Here is a 23407-nt window from a genome sequence, read left to right as displayed (position 1 = left end):
CTATCAGAGCTATCAGAGCAAATAATGATCCGCCAACAGAGCAACAAACAAAATCATAAGATGATAAATGGAGAACTTGAAGGTCTTCATCGCCATGTTAGGCTCATCACGATACTTAAGTACCCAAGCGTGATAAACAAACCCACCGTTGAGTACCAATGAAGCGCTCAGATATATCCAGCTGCTCATGCCGACCAATACAGGCAATATACACACGATGCTAAGCAACAAGGTATAGAGAAAAATAGAAGTCTTGGTGTATTCGATTCCGTGGGTCACAGGCAGCATGGGGATGCTCACTTTGGCATACTCGTCACGACGGTGAATTGCCAATGCCCAAAAGTGCGGAGGGGTCCAGATAAAGATGATCATCACCAACAACCAAGCGTTTGAATGCAGCTCGTTGGTGACTGCCGTCCAGCCCAAAAGCGGAGGCATAGCGCCTGCGATCCCTGCAATTACGATGTTCTGTGGCGTCGCTCGCTTCAAGTACATGGTATAGATCACCGCGTAGCCCAATAAGCTTGCAAAGGTTAACCAAGCGGTGAGTTGATTGACCCACACCACAAGCGTGACGAAACCAAGTAAGCCAATACCCGCGGCAAAGCTGAACACGCGCGCACTACTCAGTTCACCGGATGGTAAAGGTCGTCGATTTGTTCGAGTCATTTGTCCATCGATCTTTTTGTCGATCAAATGGTTAAACGCAGCTGCCGAACCAGCCATTAACCCTATCCCAATCATCCCGAACAGAGTTTGTTGCAAAGGCAATCCATTCGGCACAGCCAAACACATTCCAACCAATGCAGTTAGCAGCATCAAAGCCACCACTTTAGGCTTGGTCAGTGTTAAATAGATCTTCCAAGTAGCTTTGTTTTTTGCTGCTGTTTCGTTACTTAAAGCGATGTCGTTGTTAGCTGTTATCTTAGGAGTTGAGGCTACTCCTTGAACCACCACTCCATGTTGTGTTGACGTTCTACTGACCATGATTACCTCCTTGTAATACACTGTTCTTCACCAAGCTCTCACTCGGTTTGCGTTGCCAGACCACAAAATTGGTCACCACCATGCTGATTAGCAACATCGCTGCGACTAGGTTATGCAAAACCGCGACTGAGATTGGCAGGTGAAACCATACATTACTGATCCCAAGGCTTATTTGAGTAAACAATACTAATGCGACAATCACGCTCAGCTTTTGGTGAGGCGCTTGGCCAAATTTCCATAACTGGTACACAATCATCAGCACCGTTAACGTCGCCACAATAGCCCCGAACCTGTGCATAACATGAATGGTGAGCCTTGCGGGATATTCCAACACACCAAACTCATAGTTATCATGGCCGTGTTGAGCAAAATCGAACGCATTTTTGAAGTCGAGATAGCTCATCCAGTTACCTTCACATATGGGTAACTGTGTACACACCAACGCGGCATAGTTCGACGATGTCCAACCACCAAGCAGTATCTGCCCGACCACAATGAGTAGCCCGAACAGCGTCCAAGCTTTAAGTGTTGAAGAATAAGAAGCCTCGCCAAAACGGCTTTGAAATTGAGATAAACGACAGTAGAGCAGACACAACAGCGACAGTAGCGTGAAGCCCCCCATCAAATGTGCCATAACCACAACGGGCATCAACTTGAGAGTCACCGTCCACATTCCAAGCAAAGCCTGAAATATCACGGTTGCAGAGATAAATAACGGAAGACCAGCAGCTGTTATATTCTTTTTAATACACCAAGCAACAACGACAAAGATAAGCAGCCCTAATGTTCCTGCAAAGTAGCGATGGATCATCTCTATCCACGCTTTGTCTGCTTCGAGAGCACGTTCTGGAAATTGTAGATTGGCTTGATTCACTGCTTGGGCATCAGAAGGAACGGTTATCTTGCCGTAACACCCTGGCCAATCAGGACAGCCAAGGCCAGCATCCGACAAACGGGTATAAGCGCCGAGCACAATCACGGTAAGGGTTAACAAGATAGTTAATCTCATCATGTGTATGAGTAAATCAGGGGCTCTATTCTGCATCGTTTATCTCCCTATATTTATTCCCTTTTCGCTAACAACACTCAGCCTTAACGCAATTTTCTAAAGCTCATCAATTCAAGCTTAGTGACTCAAGCTTATCAACTTAAGCTGATTAACTACCCAACTCGTGACAGCTTAAGCAGCTTTCTTAGATCATGAATCATGCCTTTAGATTGACCAACTAACTGAGACGGGTCAGAAACGCTTTTGTACTCCATGACCAACTGCCCTAGTGGGTCAATAATGACAATCGAAGCAGGTGAAAACTCAGTACTTAACTGATCACCACCAGCTAACAAAGATAAATCCGGCTTATCGAGCGAACCCGACAACGAATTACCTTCTGAGACAAAAACAACGGCAGTCACTCGCTCTTTGTTTTTCCCTAACGCCAAATAGCTTTGATTCAAATAATGGAGTTGTTGTTCGCACAAGCTTTCACACTCTGTAGGAGCGATATAACCCACTAACCACCCTTCTCCAGCCATGGGTACCGTTACGCCGAAATCCGCTAGTGTAATTCTTGGTTCGACCAATTCGCCAGAGTTAGTGACACCTGAGGTATACCAATTCTGGTCCAATACAGTTTTGGCGATAATGGCTGGCAAAGCGAAAATTAAAACAAGTCCAATTAATACCAAGCGCCCTTTAGTACGACGGCTTCTGAGCTCAGCCATGTTTGCCTCGGTAATTTCCCTGTTCACTTGTACTTGAGATTTATCCATCCTTATTCCTCGTGATAGGTGTTGCTTTTAGGTACCGATAGCCAATCAACATCGTCAAAAACAAAAGTACCGCAGCCATAACAAACCATTGAAATGAGTAACCAAAGTGCTTCTCAGATTTCATCGCCGTTGGACGCCATAACATTTCATAGGGCCATGCATCTAAACTCTGAGGTTGGAAGACAAAGGGCAGCACTTCTTGCCCTGTGTACTGTGATAGCGCTGTTATGTTTAAGTTTTGAATTCTATTCGGTGTCGTATTTTCTAATCCCAACTCAAGACTTAGAGGGTTCAACGAACGTGTGTACAAACGCCCTGACATATTGGTTGGTAGTGTGATGCTTCCTAATTGGGGTAGCTCTCTTCTGTCACGGCTAGCTGCAACGAACCCAAGATCGATCAACAGTTGTTTTCTTCCATCTTGTGTTGGAACTTCGCCCAACATGTAAATCACATACCCCACCGTTCCTTGGTTAATCTGGTTGTCTAACAAAACCACTAATCCGCTGGGTGTTTCCAGCTCCACGTCAACTCTCAAACCATTTAAAGACGGCAGTTCAGATGCACCTTGCATTTGTGTACGCGAGCCCTTCCATTCAGAGATAACCGTATCCAATGACCTAGACGATTGCTGCGCTCTTTCTGATAGCTGCATTTCATAGCGCAATTTCTCGTTACCTCGATCTAACTGCCACAAACCCAACTTGATTAAAATGCCGACTGAAACCACAGTTAAAACAACCGCTATCCAAAAACCTTTACTGCGGAACTTGTGTTCATCATCAATCAATCGGTTTGGAGTTATCACTATGGCGTCATCTACCTTTGTGTTGTTATTTAAAATTGTGTTAGTCGCTTTGCTGTTCTTCATCGCTTTCAATTTGATGAAAGGCCTAATCCAAATCGCCTCGGGCAAACACAATGGAAAAAGGCTCAGTCACTTCTTGGGGCGTCGTGTCATGTGGTCAGCCGTTGTAGTGCTACTTTTATTACTTGCTCTGGGATCAGGAGTGATAACTCCCAACCCTCGCCCCTATTAATCCCCTATAGGCTCAACCGTTAAAGCACATAAACAAATACAAACAGGCCTAACCAAACAACATCAACAAAGTGCCAATACCAACTGCCCGCTTGGAACGCAAAGTGGTCTTTCGGAGTGAAATGGTCTTTCGCAACCCTTGCCAGCAACACGATCAAAAAGATAGTTCCTAAACAGACATGCAAACCATGGAACCCAGTCAACAAGAAGAAGGTATTGCCGTAGATACCAGACTGAAGTGTCAGCCCCATCTCTTGATAAGCGTGAAGATACTCTTCAACTTGGAAGAACAGGAAGAAGCCAGCCAGAACAATGGTTATCTCCAACCAGACGATCAAAGCCATACGCTTATTTTGTTCAAGACTGATATGTGCCATGTGCAGCGTCACAGAGGAAAGCAGCAGGATAATGGTGTTCTTAAGCGGGATACCTTGCCAAGGCATGGCTTGTGTCGTTACGCCATCAGGGGTAGTCGTTAATGGCCATATCGATTGGAACATCGGCCACAATACTTCATGGGTCATTTCATTATTACCAGCACCACCAATCCAAGGTACAGAAATCATACGAGCATAGAAAACCGCGCCAAAGAAAGCGCCGAAGAACATGATTTCGGAGAAAATAAACCAACTCATTCCTTGTCTAAAAGAACGAGATATCTGCTCAGAATAAACGCCACTTAATGATTCCGTGATCACATTGCTGAACCAACCTGCGAGCATGTAAAGCAGCACAGCAAACCCGACTAACAACACCGCTTTGCCAAATACACCACCGGCTGCGTCGGTGCCCATATTTTGCACCGTCAAGCCAGCACCAACCGCGACCAAAAACAGTGCTACAGCACCCACTAATGGCCAGTGACTTTGATGTGGAACGAAATAAACTTCCTTTTTAGAACTCATCGCTCAACTCCTTATGTTGATACTGGTTCTGTAAATCCCTAGTTACTTGCGAGTGTGCTCGCTTTTGGTGAGCCAGATTGTAGTGTGCTCAATGTTGATGTACTCACTTCAGGCTTACTTGCCTTTCCACTCACCTGACTCGTGATGTTAAACAGCGTATATGAGAGCGTGAGTGTATGTATCGATTCTGGAATATCTGGCTCAATGTAAAATATCAAACCCATTTCTGCGCTCTTGTGCCCGTCCAATGGCTGCTGATTAAAGCAAAAGCATTCCATCTTATTGAAGTAAGTTGCCCCCATACCTGGAGAAACCGATGGTACGGCTTGGCCAACCAATGAGGCTCCAGATAGGTTTTTAGCTATGTAGTTAGTTTGAACCACTTCACCAGGGTGAACCTCTAACACTCGAACTTCAGGCGAGAACTGCCACGGCATATCTGGCTTAATGTGCGACATGAATTCAACACGAACAGTACGAGAGTAATCAGGCTGCATTCCCTGAGGTTGCACCGCTGAAACAGTATTAGTTTTGCCATTAATGCCTAAGGCCTCGCACATCACATCGTAGAGCGGCACCAAAGCGAAACCGAAGCCAAACATCGCAACCACGCCCAACACCAAATAACCCGTCAGCTTTTTGGTCGATCGCTTATTAGACAGGCGCTTTGGTTGTTTTTTATCTTGATTGGGATCGCTTTGCTTATCACTCATGGTTCTATCCTCTAATCCACTTTCGGTGGATGAGTAAAGGTGTGGTGAGGCGCAGGGCTTGGTACTGTCCATTCTAGCCCTTCAGCCCTATCCCAAGGCTTGCTTGGTGCAGGCTCTCCGCCTCTCACGCACTTAATAGCCAGCCATAAGAAAATCAACTGAGACAACCCAAAGGCAAAACCACCAATCGATACCACTTGGTTAACGTCAGCAAATTGAATGGCGTAATCTGGAATACGACGCGGCATGCCCGCTAGCCCTAAAAAGTGCATAGGGAAGAACAGTACATTAACTGAGATTACCGACGTCCAGAAGTGCCACAAACTGAGCTTGTGGTCGTACATATGCCCAGTCCATTTCGGCAGCCAATAATAGGCGGCGGCCATAATGGAGAACACAGCTCCTGTTACCAGAACATAGTGGAAATGAGCCACCACAAAGTAAGTATCGTGATATTGGAAATCAGCAGGCACGATAGCGAGCATCAATCCGGATAACCCACCAATCGTAAACAAAACAATAAAGGCAATCGCAAACAGCATTGGCGTCTCAAAGGTCAAAGCACCCCGCCACATGGTCGCCACCCAGTTGAAGACTTTCACACCGGTCGGCACCGCAATCAACATGGTGCAATACATGAAGAATAGTTCGGCAAATACTGGCATACCCGTGGTGAACATGTGGTGCGCCCAAACCAAGAATGACAACAATGCGATACTACAAGTCGCGTACACCATAGAATGATAACCAAACAGGCGCTTGCCACTGAATGCAGGAATGATGGCTGAGACAATACCAAAAGACGGCAAGATCATGATGTACACTTCGGGGTGTCCAAAGAACCAGAATATGTGCTGGAACATCACCGGATCCCCTCCACCTGCGGCATCAAAAAAGCTAGTCCCAAAGTATTTGTCAGTCAGTACCATAGTCACCGCACCCGCGAGCACGGGCATCACGGCTATCAGTAAGAAAGCGGTAATTAACCATGTCCATACGAACATCGGTAGCTTGAACCAAGTCATACCCGGCGCGCGCATGTTCACTATGGTCACAATGACGTTGATCGCCCCCATGATCGAACTGATCCCCATAATATGAACTGAGAATACGAATAGCGCTGTACTGTCTGGGCCATAAGTTGTCGAAAGTGGCGCGTAGAAGGTCCAACCAAAGCTCGGGCCGCCCCCTTCTGTAAACAAAGATCCGATTAAGATTAGAAACGCAAAAGGTAAGATCCAGAAACTGAGGTTGTTCATTCTCGGCAGCGCCATATCTGGTGCACCGATCATCATCGGAATCATCCAGTTAGCCAAACCCGTAAATGCAGGCATTACCGCACCGAATACCATGATTAAACCATGGACTGTAGTCATCTGATTGAAGAAATCTGGCTCAACGAGTTGCAAACCCGGTTGGAACAGCTCCGCACGAATCACCATCGCCATGGCGCCACCCGTTAAGAACATCGCAAAACTGAACCAGAGATATAATGTTCCGATGTCTTTATGATTGGTTGAATACAGCCAACGAGCCCAGCCTTTAGGTGCCGCATGTGAGTCGTGATCATCAACAGGCAAATCATTATTACCCAATGTGCCTTCTGCAGAATGGCTCAGTGCTTGATCTTCTGCTGGAGCCGATTTCACCGGCTTATTGATTGGTGAACTCATAACTGATCCTTAGCATCATTTTGTGCATCATCCGTTGAGCTTTCAGAACTGCCTTCTTGCTTCGCCTTATAAGCGTTGATATCTAAAGCCTGAACAATATCGCCGGTGTTATTACCCCAAGCATTTCGTTGATAAGTCACTACCGCTGCGATCTCTTTCTCGGTTAACTGATTATCGAATGCTTGCATCGCCGTTCCGCCACGACCATAAACAATGGTGTCGATATGAACATCGACATCACCAAGGGCAATAGGACTCCCTTTGATGGCAGGAAATGCTCCGGGAATACCTTCGCCGTTAACTTGGTGACACACCGCACAACGAGTTTTATACACCTCTTCGCCAATGGTATTGAGATCTTCCAAGGAAAGTGACGCATCTAATGCATCTTGCGCGGCTTGTTGTTCGGCTATCGCCAACTCTTTCTGTTCTGCTAGCCATGCGTCAAAATCGTCTTCTTCCATGGCATGCACCACTATCGGCATGAACCCATGAGCGCGGCCACACAACTCTGCACACTGCCCTCGGTAGACACCGGGCTCATCTATCTTTGTCCAAGCCTCATTAATAAAACCCGGAATGGTATCTTTCTTAACGGCGAATGCTGGCAACCACCATGAGTGAATCACATCGTCGGAAGTCATCAAGAAACGGACTTTACGGTCAACAGGCAGTACAAGCGGCTTATCAACTTCTAGCAGGTAATGCGCGCCTTTCACTTCAATTCCTTCAATCTCTTTATCACTGGTCGCTAGAAGGCTGAAAAATTCGACGTCTTCACCAAAATAGCTGTAATGCCATTTCCATTGTGAACCAGTGATTTTAACGGTCAGATCTGATTGGGAGGTGTCTTCCATCGCTATCAAAGTTTTGGTGGCGGGTATCGCCATAGCGATGAGGATAATAATAGGGATGATGGTCCAAAGAATTTCGACTTTCGTGCTTTCGTGAAAATGGGCAGCAACTGCGCCCTTTGATTTCCTGTGCCTCAGAATCGAATAGAACATCACTCCAAAAACAACAAAGGCAATCGCACAGCAGATATAGAAGATCAGCATATGAAGCTCGTATACCTTACCGCTGATCTCAGTGACACCTTGAGTCATGTTGTATTCACTGCTTGCATGCACCAAAGGCGACACCAAAACCACAACAAAACTTTTCAAAAGCCACGCTAGCCTAACCAGTAATCTTTTCAAAAGATCTCTCCTTATCCTTCCTAATTGGATACTTGCGACCTAAATGTCGTTGCGAGCTGTGTTTCGTTACGAGCTATATTCGTTGCGAGCTACGTTTCATTACGAACTACATGTCATTACGAGCTATGTGTCATTCCGAGCCAGACAACATTCATTGTTATTCCAGCTGAACATGAAAAGCTGAATCTCAATCTACAACTCACATGGAGCTAGCCTGTAAACGGGCTGCTGACCTCATCTGAACTTAAGAACCAATACGGATCATAAGCGTTGTAAGTTTCCACTAAAGATTCAAAAACGACGAACTTGTTAAGTTTTGTTATATTTATGTAAAAGGCTAGTTAGTGATATCCAATTGTTCAAGGTAAGTTTACTTATTAAACAGTCAATTATTTGAAGTGGCTTTACCCATATGCCTTTCCCTTACTGTTGGAATTTATTTTAAATCGAGTTTTACGATTGCTTTCATAGAAATGATAATCAGTATCATTTAAATTAAATCAACAGAAAGACACCCCGATATTAAAAGGTTTAGTGATTATGCAAGATGCAATGAACTGGTTAGCGAGAGACCCAGACCCAAGAACTCGTGAAGAGCTTCAATACCTTATCGATGAGGGAATGCACGACGAACTTGAAGACCGCTTTATTCAACGATTAGAATTCGGAACGGCGGGACTGCGCGGCAAAGTCGGATGCGGCCCAAATAGAATGAACCGCTTGGTCATACAAGAAACAGCCACAGGCCTTGGCCACTATTTAATTGAACATGTCGAAAATGCCTCTATGCGTGGTGTAGTGGTTGGCTACGACGGTCGTTTAGATTCAAAGCAATTCGCGATTGATACAGCTTCTGTACTCACCGCTTTAGGTATTAAGGTTTACCTAACTTCGAATGTTGCAGCGACACCTATCGTTGCCTTTGGTATTGAGCACTTCAACGCGGCGGCGGCGGTTGTAGTGACGGCGAGCCACAACCCGCCGGAGTACAATGGCTTCAAAGTGTACTGGGAGAATGGCGCTCAAATCATTCCCCCTCATGATGCAGGCATTGCTGCTGAAATAGATATCGCATCGACCAAGCCCATCTCATTGATGAGCCTTAGTGACGCTGAAACACAAGGTAAGTTGGTATGGTTAACTGAAGGTTACTATCAGACCTATCGTGCTGCTATCAACCAGAGCCCACACGTGAGTAAAGAGATCGAATCGGCGAATACCACCATCACCTATACCGCTATGCATGGTGTCGGCGCACAAATGGCGGAAGACCTACTTCATGATTCTGGATTCCATAAAGTGTTCAGTGTTGCCGAACAGAGAGAACCAGATGGTCACTTCCCGACGGTGAACTTCCCCAACCCGGAAGAAAAAGGCGCGATGGATCTTGTGGTTAACTTAGCAAAAAGTGTCGATGCCGACATCGCTTGCGCTAATGACCCAGATGCAGACCGATTTGCGGTTGCCGTTCGAACCGATGATAAAGTCAGAACTGAAGATGCTTCCTACAAAATGCTCACGGGTGACCAAGTGGGTGTGTTATTCGCGCACTACTTGCTATCAAAGCCACACACTAAAAACCAGTTAGTTGGTAACAGTATCGTATCTTCAACTCTACTTGAGAAAGTGGCTCAATCCCATGGTGCGACTTACTTCCAAACGCTGACTGGCTTTAAATGGTTAGCGAATATTGGCATGCAATTAGAAGATGAGAAAAACGAGTTCTTGTTCGCCTATGAAGAAGCGTTAGGCTACACAATTGGTACTCAGGTACGAGACAAAGATGGGCTGTCTGCTATCGTCGTGTTTGCTCAACTGGTTGAGGAGTTAAAATCTCAAGGGCGAACCGTTTGGGATCTTCTCGCTCAAATTTCATTTGAACATGGGGTTCATACCAACGCGCAACGTAGTATTGCCCTAGACCCAGATTCACCATCGATTGGTTCTAAACTCCGCTCGGCACAACCAAAAGTAATAAACGGTGTCGCTATCTCTGTGATTGAAGATCTGCAGTCTTCTTTGCGCTTTATTGTCGGTGGGGCTACCGAGGCGATTAACCTGCCAGCAAGTGACGTACTCATCTATCATCTCGAGGATGGTTCACGCATTATCGTCCGCCCTTCAGGAACAGAACCAAAAGTTAAGGTTTATTATGAGACGGTAACAAAGTTCGAAGGGACAGAAACCTATGACGATACTCGCAAGCGCGGTGAAGAGTACATGGATAGGCTCATCGAACAACACCAGAAAGAGTTGAACTCTTAGATCATCATTCTTTCAAAAAATCAGTTCCATGAAGTGCAATATGTAACTGATCGACATAAAAAATGGACGCTCGAAGCGTCCATTTTTGTATCGGCGGCTAACCCCGATAAACTGTTTGAGTTGCAGTCTACGAGGTAAAGAAGGAAGACAACATCCACACCGCTAACACGATAAAAACTCCGCCCATCACTTTTTGCTGATAGGTACGAAACTTAGCATTTTCTACCAAAGATTTACCAATAGTACCCACTAACGCCACAAGTAAAAAGTTGAACGTCAAACCTAGCACATTCAGCAATAAACCCAGAACGAGCATCTGCTCACCCGAAGTCGCTTCAATACTCGTCGATACAAACTGCGGTAAGAACATCACGAAAAAAACCAACGCTTTAGGATTAAGCAGGTTAGTAATAAGTGCTCGTTGGTAGTACGCTTTTGCAGCACGGTTATCGCTTAACTCAGGCGCATTGCCCTGTTCTGTTCGAAGACAATCCCACCCCATCTTTAATAAGTATGCACCGCCTAATAGATGAAGGGCTTTTAAAGCCACTGGACTCATCGCAATCAATGCTGAAACGCCCATTGCTGCCAATACTGTCAGGATAATTCCAGAAGTCGCATTACCTAAGCTCGCAAACACACCGACTTTACGGCCATAGCTCATGCTTGAGCTTGCGATGAGTAACATATCAGGGCCTGGTAAAAGGAGAAGAGCTACAACGGCCGTCAGGTAAACAGGTAGGATGGTTAAATCGATCATGGGTTTCAGTATTGATAAAAATGGAGGCGAATTTTATATCAATTACTAACACCCTTCCAGATGCAATCAGTTGCTAGGTGTTAAATTAATCGAATTAAACACCATCAATGAACAGTAAAGCCAATTTATTAACTAAATACAAAAGACTAATTAACGTGCTACCCACTCGATCTCAATCACAGTGGTTTCGCCACACTTTAGACGACCAAGGAAAATATCACCTTGATGTACCTCTCCAACACCTTTCGGAGTGCCCGTCATCACAACATCACCGTCAAGCAAAGTCGTATAAGAAGATAACTCTTCGAGGATGGTCTGTGGGGAATAAAGCATCTGTTCAACATGCCCTTTTTGAACGCGGACACAGTTAATAAATAACTCTATGTTTAAGTCAGAGAGGTCCAAGTTATCTATGGGAACAAAGCGACTAAAAACAGCAGAACCATCAAAAGCTTTAGCACGCTCCCAAGGCAGACCTTTCGCCTTCAAACTACTTTGTAACTCGCGTTTGGTAAGGTCTAAACCTAGCCCCACGGCAGAGTATTCACCGTTTTCAACAATGAAGCAGATTTCAGCTTCATAATGTAACGTTTCTTGATGGAAAGATGATAGAGAAGACGTAACGCTAGTGCTCGGCTTATTAAACACCACCATAGAGTCAGGGATAACATTATTAAGCTCTTCGATGTGATCAACATAATTGCGCCCAATACACAGTACTTTGCTGGGTGTTGCTGTTCGTTTCGAATTCATCAATTGCTCCTGATCTACAACGCTGCTCATAGTTTGTCCCTAAACTGTTTTTTGGAGCGCAGAGTTTACCGCATCATTGAAAGAGAATCTTCGGCAAGATGGTTATCAATATCTAAATTCTGATCTTTAGCTCAATTAAATGATTTAAATACTTTTATTCGAAGATCGCGACGTATAAGAACTAATGACAAGAGCCATAGCTACGTAGATCATCGCTGCGTAGATGAAATGAATGGCAAGGTAACATGAAGGGAAAGCTAAAACCGATGCATATAGAACGAAAGCAGCCCTCTCAAACCAAAAGGCTTGAGAGGGCTTAGCATGGTGTCTAGGACAGTATCCGAAAAGATAAATTTAAGGAGTAAACACTATGCATAATAGTGGTCAAACTCAATGAGTCGCGACTTATAGGTAGAAACGAGCACCAATAGTCCACTTGTCGTCAGTTTTTCTGTTGTCTGCATCGTTTAGATCAAACTGATAGCCAGTGTAGCCAACAACATTACTCGTAAAGTTGTATTCAGCTTGTAGAGCTAGCTCTTCACGGTCAGTTTGTGTTGCCGCGCCTTTCGTCGCTTCGCCTTCAACAACTTCGTAGTTAACGCTTAAGTTTAAGCTGTTCGCTAAAGCGTAAGCCGCTAGCAATTCATATGCATCACTTTCTTCAAGGCCTACGTTCATGTTTTCGTTTGAAGCGTAGATACCTGCTAGGTATAAACCTGAGCCGTAAGAACCGTATGCAGCAGAAACTAGGTGAGATTCAGCCGTCTTAGAAACACCACCCTCTTTGAAGTCACCAGTGTTGAAGGCATAACCCAATTTAACACCAGCGATTGAGTAACCAAGAGTCGCTTGAATACGGTCATCGTAAGACACCGTTGAACGAGTAGTAACAACAACACCACCAAGAACGTTTTCAGTGTCAGTCGTTACGTCATTGCTGCCCTGCCAACCTAGACCAAAGCTAAGCTCACCCGCTTCACCAAAATCAAATCCGTTGCGGTAACTTGCCATTTTGTCTGCACGACCAGTACCTAGCGCACCGTGGTTGTCGTATAAGAAATCGTTCGCGAAAGCGATCGGCATATCAGTAGCTGAAGCTACATCGTAGTATGGCGCCCACTGCGTACCTGCAACAGCACGACCTAGCTCATCATGACTTAAACCTACATAACCAAGACGAGTAGTGAACGACTCATCACCACCGTTTAGGTAGTTAAGCGCCCATTCGCCTTTAGCGTCAGCTGTGAAGCCATTACCTAATTCTTGCGTAGCATTAAAGTTGATACGTGGTGAGTTTGTACCAACATCCGTATCGCCTTTCTCTGAACCATTCAGGTTTACAGAAACGTGACCACCAACAGAGAAGGCTGTACCGTCTTCGTTATAAAGCTCTACCGCAACTGCCTGTGTACCAAATACTGCACCAGAAATTGCTAGCGCTAAAAGTTTCTTATTCATTGTCATATCCATTTGTAACTGGGAGAGTGATTCCATAACAACCTCGTGCTTACGGAGAGGTTGTTACCTGCATTTAACAAGTGGGAAAACACTAATATACGACTGACAAAAAAGTTGCATTAAAATATATAAAATAAAAAAAATCGCGCTATAAAAACAAAAAATACCATTAAAAACAAAGCATTAAAAACAAACCTCAAGATAATTTTTGGTATTCTTTGATATAAAAACCTTTGATTTCTTGATTTTCCAATCATAAAAACAGCATTAGACACTTAAGCTACAAACGACTTTCCAGACCATTCTGCGACATACCATTAACTTAGAAACATCCTGTAACATAATGAGCCGTACTGAAATATTTAGCCTTGTGAAACAATTCCAAATTTGAACTAGGATAAGTTGCTTTATTAATTATTGGCTATTGCTTTATTGAAAGTTCACTAGAGAAAATACAAAAAAAGGGCAACCAATCCGTGACTGGTTGCCCTAATACAAGTTAGTACATTCTTATTTGAAGCAAACCTCAGCCCAACGTGCTAGGCCTGAAGTTACGGAACCAAAATAGTTACCACTCACAATTGGCACATTCGGTACGGCTTGTTGTACTGCTTCTCGAAGAATAGGAGAACGGGCAGAACCGCCCGTCATGTAGATGACATCTGGCTTTTTCTGACCTTGTTGAATCGCTTCTTTAACCAATTCAATCATCTTAGATTTTGGCGTTTCAATCGCTTCTATCATCTGATCAACGGAGATATCCACTTCAATCAGCTCTGATGCAACATTGATTGCTGTTCGATATTGGGAGGATTCTGCCAATGCAATCTTGGCTTCTTCCGCCCGACGCACAATGCTGTAACCTAAAGTATCGTGATAGACCTTCATTAAACGGTCTAACTTTTGAGGCTCTGAAGCTTCTTTACGAAGTAACTTTAACGCGGCTAGGTTTTCCCTTGAATAGAAGTTTTTTTGAGCTTCTACATTGTTTATCGCAATTGGATTCCAGAATTGAGTCAACGGCATATCGATACCCGAAATACCCTTACTACCCATACCGAAAGGTGACATCAATTGTTTGAAGGCAAGGTAAATATCAAGATCATTACCCCCTACCCTTTGTCCACTGTGTGCTAACAAGCTTTGGGTGCGATTCGCTTTACCAGACCAACTTGGCCCCATTTCTAACAATGAGCAATCGGTGGTACCACCACCAATATCGACAACTAATACCGTTTGGTTCTCAGTCAGAGTACTTTCGTAATCAAGGCCTGCAGCGACCGGTTCAAACTGAAAAGCGATATCAAGGAAACCTGCACGTTTGGCTGCACGTGAGAGTATATCTTCGGCTTGTCGGTTTGCTTCTTCACCACCACGACCGTGGAAGTTAATTGGTCGCCCAATAACAGCTTGTTTGATCGACTCTTGAGTCGTGATTTCAGCTTGATGCTTGATATTCGCCATCATGGCGCACACTAAATCTTCGAAGAAACTCACCTGAACATCATGCAATCCACTGGCACCAAGGAAAGACTTAGGGGACTTAACGTAATAAACGTCACGAGGGTCTTCCAAATAAAGGTCCAATGCAGCCTGACCAAATGCCATGTCTTCTGGCACTAGGTCGATACTCTCTTCTCGGTTCAGAGCGATAGCACGTCGCAACACCTGCTCACCAATCGCATCACTCGGTTTGATATTCAAATGGCGAAATAGGTGCTCAGAAACGCTCTCACGAGTAGGTGCAAATACCGTTGAGGGAATATAATGGTTGCTACCTTCCAATGGTAACAGGCTTGGTTCTCCATCAACCATCGCCGCGACAGAACAGTTCGCTGTTCCATAATCAAAGCCAATAAACATAATATCCCCCACTCAACAAAAGGGGCGAGATGCTACATGAAAAGCCTTTAAATTACGAGGTCATTTGTCGATTTTACTTAGGGTCTGTTGACCTTTCGTGGTTAAATTTTTGTTCGAGATAGAATCGTTTTAGGCGCGGCAAGATGTATGTAGCCTAGTCATTCTAAGTAAATACATCTTAACAAAGTATAAAACGATTCTAACCGAACCCTTCGGGCAGCCTTTGTGGTTCATTTCTACTGTGTTATCGGCTTCTCATGTAGGCTAGACACTTCAAAGCCTCTGCCTTGTAGAAATTTCCCACAAAGTGCTGCAAAAATCAGCTCGAAAGATCAACAGACCCTTGTGTTTTTGGTTTGATGACTCTTAAAAAGGAAACAAATATGCTACATTTCAGCCCAAATGAATCATGGGTTAGATAGATGAAAACACCTTGCCGAGCGGCTTGTAAAAATAATGGCGGAATGTGCAGTGGCTGCTTTCGAACAATGGATGAAATTATAGGTTGGAAAGGCTTATCTGAAGACGAACGAACGTCAGTCATGGATAACCTTAGTGGCGAGAGTTCTACTCACCAATGTCCGCAGTGTCATGAGCCAGCTCAATGCGATATTAGTGCGGGTAAAGAGACGTGTTGGTGTTTTGAGTTAGAGAAGCGTGATACTAGCAACATTCCAAAAACTGGTGCGTGCATGTGCCGTAAATGCCTGTCTGCCTTGCCTATTCAGTAGCTTACGAGCCTGTTCCATAGCTTGCAAAGCTAGTCAGCAGGTTACGAGCCTGTTCATCATATACAAAAAAGCGAGAGGTTGTTCTCTCGCTTCAAGATACGACATTAAGTTTCGACCTACTACTTACTAATAGTTATCTAGTTAGTGGTTACTTCGATTTTGCAATCAGCGCAGGCTGAGAAAACTGTACTCCGCTCCAGCCATGAGTCATGAAGTTACGAATATTTTGATGGTCAGTGTTCTCGGGAAAACCTAATACGTCATTACGATAAAATTGACCAAAACAAGCAAGTGTTTGCTCTGCAGATAGACCTTGCTCTAAACCAAAAGCAAAAATCTTACACGAACCATTATTCTGCCCAGCGGCATTCACTACATCGCCATTACGAAATTCACTCTCAGCAAAATCATAATGAGCTTCTATCACTTGTATTGTGTCTTCAAATTGCACGCTTTCTGGGGTATCAGCCAGAGTATTCAATAAGGTTTGCAGTTCCATTTAATATTTCTCCATCAAGTACATATCTGAAGCAGTGTATCTTGTTTTTCAGCAAGAGTAAGCCGTTGTTTCCTTTAATCCGTTATTCATTTTTTTGACGTCCATGACTAATTACTTCAATGAAACTAATGACATAGTTTTATCAGAGCGTTATATTATTTTATCAAACGGTCAATATTGTTTAGTAACGAATATGCATAAAGACAGAAGGTTAGAACTGTTCAGATACCTTAAACCAGGTACAAAAACAGTGGGTGTATTGGAGTTTGGCCTAGATGACTCAATCCAGATAAGTACACTTTATATCGGACACAAAGAAGATCAGTACCTTATACTTGAACTTTCAAAAAAAGCGACCGAAGCACTAACGCTAAGAAAGCTCATCAACGTTGATATTATTGTTCGTGCTATTACCGATACTGAACTTGGACACATTGTCGCGTTTAAGACGACTGTACTGGCCCACATCACCTCGCCAGCACACCTTATCTTCCTTCGCCCTCCCTCAAGCTTTGCGAACAAACCTATCCGTGAACATGAAAGGTATAAGATGCGTCTCAGCTGTGAAGTCACCGTTGATACTCTATCACTAGATGCCACTCTGGTTGATTTTTCAGCTTCAGGCTGCGGTATCTATCTTACTCAACAGTCAGATATCGATGTGGGCTGGAAGATAAAAGTAAATTCCAATTTAAATGAACATTTGGATGACGATCTGGTTTACACCGTGGTGAGCAAGAAAAGGCAAAAACAAGGCTGGCTATTAGGCATTCAGTTTCCTCAACACCTAAATATGAGTGATGAGTTGAAAACGCTTCTGTTGGAACAAGCTTTTGTAACTGGCTCTATCTAAATACACGCTAACAGGAATACAAGCTAAAGGGAATACAGATACAAAAAGAGCTCTTACTCAGCTCGAAACCCGTAAAACTTATTCACTTTTATCAATTAGATGACACCATTTACAACCAGTTAAAGAGCACCATTTAATCTTCAGCTTAATGCTGAGTATCATCCCAGTACAATTGTTTGAAATGAACAAAAGCTTTGTGCAACGACGCTTCTTTTATCGGTTTTACGATCACGTAATTTGCTCCAGCAGCCATGAATCTATCTCTTGTTGACTCTTGAGCATCGGCAGTACACGCATAAATCGGAGCTGTTACGCCAATTTGCTCTCTTAGTTGCTCTGTGGTTTCAATCCCACCAAGATTAGGGAGTTGATTATCCATTAAGATAAGATCGTAAACCGTGCTTTTTGCTAGCTCTATCGCTTCCAAGCCACCTTTTGCCCAAGTAACCACCATCCCATACTTTTTGCAAAATGCCTGTGCGATAAAGGCGTTGGTGTGATTATCTTCCACTAGCAGCACTTTCAACGAACGATTAAACAACGCCTCAGGCTCCATGTTGGCTTGTTTCTTAACGTCGGCTAACAGAGGCTTGGAGTGTAACTCCACTGGGATTTCTACAATGAACTCAGACCCCAGATCTTTAACGCTTCGGACTTGAATGTCTCCCTCCAGCATATCGACGAGGTTCTTTACAATCGTAAGCCCAAGTCCTGTACCACCATACTCCCGAGTCGTCGTTTCTTCTGCTTGAACAAAAGGTTCAAAAATAGCATCGATCTTACTCTCATCAATACCGATGCCACTGTCTTTTACTCGAACAATCAAGCTAGCGTAATCAGTATTCAAGATACTTTCGATTTCAAAACTGACGGAAATACTGCCTTGATGTGTGAACTTAAGGGCGTTGCTCAGTAAATTAAACATGATCTGGTTCAAGCGAACCTGGTCGGTGTTTATTTCGATGTCATCAACCAAGTGATTCACAATGGTGAACTCGACGGATTTATCCTCACAAAGTGGGCGATAGATGCTATCTAAGGTGTTAACCAACTCTCCTAGAAGGAAATCTTTCTTCTGAATATTGAATTGTCCCTGCTCTATCTTAGAAAAGTCCAAAATATCGTTTAGTACCGCCAGTAGATGTTCTGCACTATGGCAAAGTACATCAACCTGATCGCGGTTATCTTCACTGTGTATTGAACGTTTAAGCAACTGAGAGACACCGAGGATACCATTCAGTGGCGTACGAATTTCGTGACTCATTTTAGCGAGGAAGTCTGCACGCACACTTGCAAGATGCTCTGCCTCTTCACGCGCTCGATCTGCCTGTCTTTCTGCTTCTATAAGTTTAGTAATATCTTGACCTTGTACCACCACACCGCTGATGCCGTGTTCAACACGGATTGCAGACATGTTCCAGCGAAAAACCTTCTCGCCGATTGGCACGTTAATGCCCGTTAGTTTAGAGCCTTGAACCACCATCTGGATATTCGGCAACATACGGAGCTCAAACTCTCGAGCCATTGCACCATAGTTATCATCTTCATCAAATAGCGCCATACGAGCCGCTGGGTTCATCTGAATTAAGTCACCTTTTTCGGACCAAACCAAAATTGGAGAATGCGCAAAATTAAACAGATCTTGAAATTTTTGGTGTTGCTCAGATAAGCGCTCAAAAGTATCTTCCAACGTGCAGCCAATGTGGTGAAATTCGAAAATATTTGAACCATCAAACTTGCTGAACTCTTCATTACCACTTGCAGAACGAGTGAATTCCATTAACTTATCAAGTTCTGCCGCGACTCTTCTTTGAATCCAAGATCGCGCAAGGAAAGACATGATGATGATCACCACAATCATAACAATGATGGTACGTTCATAATTATCTTCGAGTGCAATGAGGTTAGTGTTTTTCTGGATCGCGCGAATGGTTAGGGGGGTTTCAACAGCATTGATCTTAATGGTTGCAATAGTGACGAAATGACGAGGTAGTTGCTCATACGTTTTATAACTGAGGACGTCTTTTATCGTATAGCTTTCGTCGCCACTGAATGTCGATGTCACCGGAGTACCATGCGCTTCAATGACGATATTTTCGCAATTACTGCCTTGCTGGATAGATTCAGCCAATGGAAAGTTGTTGTCTAGAACAATAGCAACATAAAGCTGCCCTAGAACTTCACCAGTCTTGTTATCAACAATAGGCGTTCGTCGAGCCAACAAATGACGCTTGCCGATATCCGTAGCCAGCTGAATGAAGTGCCAGTTACTGCTAAAAGCGACCTCATCAGAAATATGTTTTAAATTGGACGTATCCAAACCATAGAACTGACCATTGCCATCTTCCCAAGCCAAACCGTTATAAGTAGAAACAAAGCGTAAGTCGGGAGCATGTTCCGGCTCGCGTTGGTCAACACCATAAAAAAAGTAGCTCAGAGCCTCTTCATTGTTGGTATCAAAATACTCCCTTAAAGTTTCACTGTGTGAGCTACTGTCTTGATGGATTTGCAGCACTGATAAGCGATAATCGAACATATTTTGGATCAAGCTAGAAGTTTGTTTAACCGTTCTATTCGTCTCTTGCTTAACGATCCTACTGCTTGTTTCGTAGTTATGAATAAGCACGCCAAGTGCCATCACGCCTATCACTAAAATAATGATACGCGTAATTAATTTGGCTAAAGTGTTCTTTGGTGTAATGGCGTAGCTTTTTTTCATTATTGGTCTGAGTACCTAAATGCTCGCTGCTTAAGTTCTAAAATACGATCTGGAGAATCCTCTTTAGTCACAATTTCAAATTCACCTGAATAAACGGTAGGAACTTCCAACCCGGTAAGATCCCATTTAATCGCCTCTGCCATCGCAATACCCGTATCATCATTCATGCGCATGACCGTAACATCTAAGTCACCCCTTGCTATAGCTTCCAATTCTGCAGAGCCGCCTCCCCAACCATTCACTAATACATCTCGACCAGATTCTCGAATAGCTTCTGCTGCACCCAGAGCAATGTCAGTTGCACATGCATAAATAAAGTTTAGATCCTTATCGTTAGCAAGGCTGATTTTAGCTGCTTGGTAACCGCTCTCTTTATTTGACTTAGTGTAAAAGGACGACTTAAGAGCAAAGTTAGTATCAGAATTCACATCATGGATAAAGGTATCTCCACGAGCATCACTAATATAACCTTCAGAACGATATAACACAGAATACTTGCTGTCCGGTTCACTCACTTGTTTGAAGTAATCCGCTAGCTTTAAACTCCCCGTCATATGGTCGAAACCCACGTACATGAATGGCTGCCTATCGGCCCACGCACGTACTGGTGTGGTAATATTTTGCAAAATCAACTTGGTGTCCGTTGAGCTCAACACATGTTCAATAAACTTACGGTGTCGCGTCGTCTCTAACGTAAAAATCAAATAATCCGTTTTATTTTCAATCGCTTCTTGCAAAGAGATACTCTGCTGAGAGGGGTTAGCATTATCACGAGTAAAAACCTGATTTATTTGATAATTAATTCTCAATTTATCTAGGCGTTTCTCAAAGGCTTGGATATTACGAACCCAATAATCAGAGATCTGTTGCCCCGGGTACACAACTGAAATGGTGATAGGTTCATCCTGAACTTGCCTCAATGGCATAGGGGGATTTTGCACAGCTTCAACCATTTTATCGGTCAATGCTTTTTGCTCTGGAAATTTAGTGAGGTAATCCTGATATTCCCAATAGCCATTCAGCACGTGGGTACCGTGGGAGAGAGCAGACGCAGAAAACACGGCAACCCCCAATAATATAAGTAAACGTTTCATATTTTTCTCGTTTTATATGAGCTACTTTGGCTCATTTTTTAACCTAGCATGACACCATCTCTTTGTATGGCTGAAGGATATTATGTAGGACAACGAGGATAAATGATAGCGTCTAATACTAATTGGAATGTCATTCTAAATGTGCAGTGTGTAAATTTGGAATGGAGATTAAGATTAATGAGTCCTAAGATAAAAACAACTCAATTAAAAACAAAAATACCACTATTTAATCAATAACTTAAAAGTTCTCCTTGCAACAATTCACGCGACTAACATTCGGCCGGGAATTAGAATTCTAACGATGAGTTACGATACTGGAATATACTGAATTTTGTCTTGTTGCCACTCAATGATTAGTTTGAGTGATACTAATTTTTCCTTACGAGATTTGGGTAATTGTTTGATCGCGTATTCGGTTTTTAACGCCTCACTTTTTGACCCAACACCAATACTCCAAACCAACTTAAGTGGGCCTTTACCTTTTAAGGCTTTTGCACCTTTGCCCGTTTGATGTTGTTCGAATCGACGTTCTAAGTTATTCGTCACTCCACAATAAAGAGCATTGTGTCGATTGCGGATCAAATACACGACCCAATCCGCATTTTTGTCAGATTCCGACATTTAAAGCAGTGATTCAACCAGAGCCTTAAGCTCTGCCACTTCTTCACGTAGGCTCGCGACTTCTGATTCAAGTTCTTCAAACTTTTCACTGGATGCAGATGATGAAACAGCGCTTACTGATGCCGTCGCAAACGCTTCAATGTCTACTTCGCCGCTCAGTAAGTGTTGGTAGCGTGATTCTCGTTTACCCGCTTCTCGTGGTAACTTCACGACTAACGCACCCGCTTCTCTTGCCGCGAGTTTTTCGAGTATTGATTCAACCTCTTTCACATCGCTAAAGTTTGCAAGACGACCAGTTCGAGTACGAAGCTCACCCGGGGTTTGGGCCCCACGAAGCAGCATGCAGCAGATGATTGCACGCTCTTGCTCTGTAAATTGCAGATCACCAAATTCAGTGTTGCAGAAACGGTGCTGATACTTATTAACTCGGCTGTTGAAGCTGCTTTCATCGCTCACCATACGACGTCCTATCAAACCATCAACCGCATCTAAAACGTCTGACTCAGACAGAGAGAGCACAGGTTCACGGTTACTCTTTTGATTACAAGCCGTTGTTAAGCTATTTAGTGTCAGTGGGTAATGATCTGGAGTAGTCACTTCTTTCTCGATCAAACAACCGATAATTCTCGCTTCAATTGGGGAAAGTACTGTGTTCATCGTTTTTCCTTTTTATTATTTTGATAATTCCATCTCAACATTTAACAATGCAGCCAGTTATGGCTAATGCTCAGACAAAATCGGTACTCGTTTCTTTCTGCCTTGTTCATCAATCATTATGATCTTAGAACGATTTAGCTCTATTTCCACGACTTCCAAATTAGTGCGCTCTTGTACATACGCATCACGAAGCTTATTTTGTTCTGCCGAAGATTCAACGACATCGTCGCCCAAATCTTCTGTTTCCAATTGTTGTTGATTCATTTCACATGTCGTATCAATGCAGTATCTAAATGGGATACTAACTTGAACGGTAAGATAAAAACAATCGTACGTTAGAGAGAGTGACGAATAATTAAACAACCTTACTTTTGCTTTGATCTAAATACTGTTACATCATCAATTGATGTGCTTTAATCAGAACCAGACAACGTATTTGACGATTAGGAAAAGGAATCTATGAGCAGCGTATTTGAAATTGTTAACCAAGCACGACGTAAGAACAAACTTAAGCGTGAACTTTTAGACAACGAAAAGAAAGTTCGTGACAACCGCAAGCGTGTCGACCTTCTTGATAACCTACTTGATTACATCAAGCCAGAGATGACTCACGACGAGATCCTAGGCATTATCAAAAACATGAAAGCTGACTACGAAGACCGCGTTGATGATCACATCATCAAGAGTGCAGAGATCTCTAAAGCTCGTCGCGACATCAGCCGTCGTATTCGTGAACTAACAGAAGAAGACAAGCAAACTCAAGGTAAGAAGTAATCTAACCTAACGAATTTACTTGCAATAATGTTAGGGCGTGTTGACCTTTCGAGGTTAAATTTTGTTCGAGA

General features: G+C 43.5%; 23 protein-coding genes. 5 read left to right on the top strand and 18 right to left on the bottom strand.

Features of this window, described 5'->3' with window-relative positions:
- Nucleotides 1-12: 12 nt before the first annotated feature.
- The 4 genes from cyoE to AB4589_RS07470 form a co-directional block, all read right to left on the bottom strand.
- The gene (cyoE, locus tag AB4589_RS07485) at nucleotides 13-987 is read right to left on the bottom strand and encodes a heme o synthase (RefSeq protein WP_372099961.1); all 975 of its coding nucleotides are present in this window, start codon (nucleotides 985-987) and stop codon (nucleotides 13-15) included.
- Nucleotides 977-2032 (bottom strand): heme A synthase, encoded by a 1056-nt coding sequence (locus AB4589_RS07480; RefSeq protein ID WP_372099959.1) that lies wholly within the window; start codon nucleotides 2030-2032, stop codon nucleotides 977-979. Before AB4589_RS07480 ends, cyoE begins: the two co-directional genes overlap by 11 nt.
- A gap of 116 nt (nucleotides 2033-2148) precedes the next feature.
- Nucleotides 2149-2757, bottom strand: a complete 609-nt coding sequence (locus AB4589_RS07475) for a hypothetical protein (RefSeq protein ID WP_372099957.1) — start codon at nucleotides 2755-2757, stop codon at nucleotides 2149-2151.
- Nucleotides 2750-3628 (bottom strand): SURF1 family protein, encoded by an 879-nt coding sequence (locus AB4589_RS07470; protein ID WP_372099955.1) that lies wholly within the window; start codon nucleotides 3626-3628, stop codon nucleotides 2750-2752. The genes AB4589_RS07475 and AB4589_RS07470 overlap by 8 nt, the downstream gene beginning before the upstream one ends.
- Between AB4589_RS07470 and AB4589_RS07465 the strand changes: the two genes are divergently transcribed.
- Nucleotides 3567-3797, top strand: a complete 231-nt coding sequence (locus AB4589_RS07465; protein ID WP_029203703.1) for a DUF2909 family protein — start codon at nucleotides 3567-3569, stop codon at nucleotides 3795-3797. The genes AB4589_RS07470 and AB4589_RS07465 overlap by 62 nt on opposite strands.
- Nucleotides 3798-3816: 19 nt before the next feature.
- Here the strand turns inward: AB4589_RS07465 and AB4589_RS07460 are convergent, their stop codons facing one another.
- The 4 genes from AB4589_RS07460 to coxB are packed head-to-tail and all read right to left on the bottom strand — an operon-like array spanning nucleotide 3817 to nucleotide 8286.
- Entirely contained in the window at nucleotides 3817-4701 is an 885-nt protein-coding gene (locus tag AB4589_RS07460; RefSeq protein WP_372099953.1) for a cytochrome c oxidase subunit 3, read from the bottom strand.
- 38 nt (nucleotides 4702-4739) lie between these two features.
- Nucleotides 4740-5414 carry a cytochrome c oxidase assembly protein gene (locus AB4589_RS07455; protein WP_372099951.1) on the bottom strand — a complete coding sequence of 225 codons (675 nt, stop codon included), beginning with the start codon at nucleotides 5412-5414 and terminating at the stop codon, nucleotides 4740-4742.
- Between the two features lie 11 nt (nucleotides 5415-5425).
- Entirely contained in the window at nucleotides 5426-7087 is a 1662-nt protein-coding gene (ctaD, locus tag AB4589_RS07450) for a cytochrome c oxidase subunit I (protein ID WP_012600328.1), read from the bottom strand.
- Nucleotides 7084-8286: a cytochrome c oxidase subunit II gene (coxB, locus tag AB4589_RS07445; RefSeq protein ID WP_372099949.1), complete on the bottom strand. Its 1203-nt coding sequence runs from the start codon at nucleotides 8284-8286 to the stop codon at nucleotides 7084-7086. The genes ctaD and coxB overlap by 4 nt, the downstream gene beginning before the upstream one ends.
- A gap of 540 nt (nucleotides 8287-8826) precedes the next feature.
- Here coxB and AB4589_RS07440 point away from each other — a divergent pair.
- Complete coding sequence (locus AB4589_RS07440; RefSeq protein ID WP_372099948.1) at nucleotides 8827-10551, top strand: phospho-sugar mutase; 1725 nt, start codon at nucleotides 8827-8829, stop codon at nucleotides 10549-10551.
- Nucleotides 10552-10678: 127 nt separating this feature from the next.
- Here AB4589_RS07440 and AB4589_RS07435 read toward each other — a convergent pair whose 3' ends face one another.
- From AB4589_RS07435 to yegD, 4 genes are all read right to left on the bottom strand, one after another.
- A complete protein-coding gene (locus AB4589_RS07435; RefSeq protein ID WP_372099946.1) occupies nucleotides 10679-11311 on the bottom strand; it encodes a LysE family translocator in 633 nt (210 codons plus the stop codon).
- Between the two features lie 150 nt (nucleotides 11312-11461).
- Complete coding sequence (locus tag AB4589_RS07430) at nucleotides 11462-12094, bottom strand: fumarylacetoacetate hydrolase family protein (protein ID WP_009845667.1); 633 nt, start codon at nucleotides 12092-12094, stop codon at nucleotides 11462-11464.
- Between the two features lie 375 nt (nucleotides 12095-12469).
- Nucleotides 12470-13525: a porin gene (locus AB4589_RS07425; RefSeq protein ID WP_372099944.1), complete on the bottom strand. Its 1056-nt coding sequence runs from the start codon at nucleotides 13523-13525 to the stop codon at nucleotides 12470-12472.
- A 510-nt stretch (nucleotides 13526-14035) separates the two neighbouring features.
- A complete protein-coding gene (yegD, locus tag AB4589_RS07420) occupies nucleotides 14036-15388 on the bottom strand; it encodes a molecular chaperone (protein WP_372099942.1) in 1353 nt (450 codons plus the stop codon).
- Nucleotides 15389-15810: 422 nt separating this feature from the next.
- Between yegD and AB4589_RS07415 the strand changes: the two genes are divergently transcribed.
- Nucleotides 15811-16119, top strand: a complete 309-nt coding sequence (locus AB4589_RS07415) for a DUF1289 domain-containing protein (RefSeq protein ID WP_009845670.1) — start codon at nucleotides 15811-15813, stop codon at nucleotides 16117-16119.
- Nucleotides 16120-16267: 148 nt separating this feature from the next.
- Here the strand turns inward: AB4589_RS07415 and AB4589_RS07410 are convergent, their stop codons facing one another.
- Nucleotides 16268-16618 carry a HopJ type III effector protein gene (locus tag AB4589_RS07410; RefSeq protein WP_017097028.1) on the bottom strand — a complete coding sequence of 117 codons (351 nt, stop codon included), beginning with the start codon at nucleotides 16616-16618 and terminating at the stop codon, nucleotides 16268-16270.
- A 193-nt stretch (nucleotides 16619-16811) separates the two neighbouring features.
- On the opposite strand from AB4589_RS07410, the gene AB4589_RS07405 reads away from it, so the two are divergent.
- Nucleotides 16812-17471, top strand: coding sequence for a PilZ domain-containing protein (locus AB4589_RS07405; RefSeq protein ID WP_371709538.1), 660 nt, complete (start codon nucleotides 16812-16814; stop codon nucleotides 17469-17471).
- A gap of 145 nt (nucleotides 17472-17616) precedes the next feature.
- Here AB4589_RS07405 and luxQ read toward each other — a convergent pair whose 3' ends face one another.
- The 5 genes from luxQ to AB4589_RS07380 all read right to left on the bottom strand — a co-directional run bounded on the left by luxQ (nucleotide 17617) and on the right by AB4589_RS07380 (nucleotide 22826).
- On the bottom strand, nucleotides 17617-20190 hold the full coding sequence (gene luxQ / locus AB4589_RS07400; RefSeq protein ID WP_372099940.1) for a quorum-sensing autoinducer 2 sensor kinase/phosphatase LuxQ: 2574 nt from the start codon (nucleotides 20188-20190) through the stop codon (nucleotides 17617-17619).
- On the bottom strand, nucleotides 20190-21284 hold the full coding sequence (locus AB4589_RS07395) for a substrate-binding domain-containing protein (RefSeq protein ID WP_371702639.1): 1095 nt from the start codon (nucleotides 21282-21284) through the stop codon (nucleotides 20190-20192). The genes luxQ and AB4589_RS07395 overlap by 1 nt, the downstream gene beginning before the upstream one ends.
- A 306-nt stretch (nucleotides 21285-21590) precedes the next feature.
- A complete protein-coding gene (locus AB4589_RS07390; protein WP_009845674.1) occupies nucleotides 21591-21905 on the bottom strand; it encodes a GIY-YIG nuclease family protein in 315 nt (104 codons plus the stop codon).
- Nucleotides 21906-22562 carry a YceH family protein gene (locus AB4589_RS07385; RefSeq protein WP_017100949.1) on the bottom strand — a complete coding sequence of 219 codons (657 nt, stop codon included), beginning with the start codon at nucleotides 22560-22562 and terminating at the stop codon, nucleotides 21906-21908.
- 63 nt (nucleotides 22563-22625) lie between these two features.
- On the bottom strand, nucleotides 22626-22826 hold the full coding sequence (locus tag AB4589_RS07380; RefSeq protein WP_009845676.1) for a hypothetical protein: 201 nt from the start codon (nucleotides 22824-22826) through the stop codon (nucleotides 22626-22628).
- Between the two features lie 195 nt (nucleotides 22827-23021).
- Between AB4589_RS07380 and AB4589_RS07375 the strand changes: the two genes are divergently transcribed.
- Nucleotides 23022-23336 (top strand): DUF496 family protein, encoded by a 315-nt coding sequence (locus tag AB4589_RS07375; protein ID WP_004730049.1) that lies wholly within the window; start codon nucleotides 23022-23024, stop codon nucleotides 23334-23336.
- Nucleotides 23337-23407 lie beyond the last annotated feature (71 nt).

Source organism: Vibrio sp. 10N.222.49.A3 (assembly GCF_041475145.1).
GTDB classification, from domain to species: domain Bacteria; phylum Pseudomonadota; class Gammaproteobacteria; order Enterobacterales; family Vibrionaceae; genus Vibrio; species Vibrio tasmaniensis_A.
This window is presented reverse-complemented; position numbering and strand designations above follow the sequence as displayed.

Excerpts from the sequence above, each read along its gene's own strand:
- AB4589_RS07425 (WP_372099944.1), bottom strand. The coding sequence starts at position 13,525 with ATGAATAAGAAACTTTTAGCGCTAGCAATTTCTGGTGCAGTATTTGGT.
- yegD (WP_372099942.1), bottom strand. The coding sequence starts at position 15,388 with ATGTTTATTGGCTTTGATTATGGAACAGCGAACTGTTCTGTCGCGGCG.
- AB4589_RS07480 (WP_372099959.1), bottom strand. The coding sequence starts at position 2,032 with ATGCAGAATAGAGCCCCTGATTTACTCATACACATGATGAGATTAACT.
- luxQ (WP_372099940.1), bottom strand. The coding sequence starts at position 20,190 with ATGAAAAAAAGCTACGCCATTACACCAAAGAACACTTTAGCCAAATTA.
- AB4589_RS07455 (WP_372099951.1), bottom strand. The coding sequence starts at position 5,414 with ATGAGTGATAAGCAAAGCGATCCCAATCAAGATAAAAAACAACCAAAG.
- AB4589_RS07440 (WP_372099948.1), top strand. The coding sequence starts at position 8,827 with ATGCAAGATGCAATGAACTGGTTAGCGAGAGACCCAGACCCAAGAACT.
- AB4589_RS07410 (WP_017097028.1), bottom strand. The coding sequence starts at position 16,618 with ATGGAACTGCAAACCTTATTGAATACTCTGGCTGATACCCCAGAAAGC.
- AB4589_RS07470 (WP_372099955.1), bottom strand. The coding sequence starts at position 3,628 with ATGAAGAACAGCAAAGCGACTAACACAATTTTAAATAACAACACAAAG.
- AB4589_RS07435 (WP_372099946.1), bottom strand. The coding sequence starts at position 11,311 with ATGATCGATTTAACCATCCTACCTGTTTACCTGACGGCCGTTGTAGCT.
- AB4589_RS07380 (WP_009845676.1), bottom strand. The coding sequence starts at position 22,826 with ATGAATCAACAACAATTGGAAACAGAAGATTTGGGCGACGATGTCGTT.
- AB4589_RS07430 (WP_009845667.1), bottom strand. The coding sequence starts at position 12,094 with ATGAGCAGCGTTGTAGATCAGGAGCAATTGATGAATTCGAAACGAACA.
- AB4589_RS07375 (WP_004730049.1), top strand. The coding sequence starts at position 23,022 with ATGAGCAGCGTATTTGAAATTGTTAACCAAGCACGACGTAAGAACAAA.
- AB4589_RS07460 (WP_372099953.1), bottom strand. The coding sequence starts at position 4,701 with ATGAGTTCTAAAAAGGAAGTTTATTTCGTTCCACATCAAAGTCACTGG.
- AB4589_RS07465 (WP_029203703.1), top strand. The coding sequence starts at position 3,567 with ATGGCGTCATCTACCTTTGTGTTGTTATTTAAAATTGTGTTAGTCGCT.
- AB4589_RS07395 (WP_371702639.1), bottom strand. The coding sequence starts at position 21,284 with ATGAAACGTTTACTTATATTATTGGGGGTTGCCGTGTTTTCTGCGTCT.
- AB4589_RS07415 (WP_009845670.1), top strand. The coding sequence starts at position 15,811 with ATGAAAACACCTTGCCGAGCGGCTTGTAAAAATAATGGCGGAATGTGC.
- AB4589_RS07405 (WP_371709538.1), top strand. The coding sequence starts at position 16,812 with ATGCATAAAGACAGAAGGTTAGAACTGTTCAGATACCTTAAACCAGGT.
- AB4589_RS07390 (WP_009845674.1), bottom strand. The coding sequence starts at position 21,905 with ATGTCGGAATCTGACAAAAATGCGGATTGGGTCGTGTATTTGATCCGC.
- cyoE (WP_372099961.1), bottom strand. The coding sequence starts at position 987 with ATGGTCAGTAGAACGTCAACACAACATGGAGTGGTGGTTCAAGGAGTA.
- AB4589_RS07385 (WP_017100949.1), bottom strand. The coding sequence starts at position 22,562 with ATGAACACAGTACTTTCCCCAATTGAAGCGAGAATTATCGGTTGTTTG.
- ctaD (WP_012600328.1), bottom strand. The coding sequence starts at position 7,087 with ATGAGTTCACCAATCAATAAGCCGGTGAAATCGGCTCCAGCAGAAGAT.
- AB4589_RS07475 (WP_372099957.1), bottom strand. The coding sequence starts at position 2,757 with ATGGATAAATCTCAAGTACAAGTGAACAGGGAAATTACCGAGGCAAAC.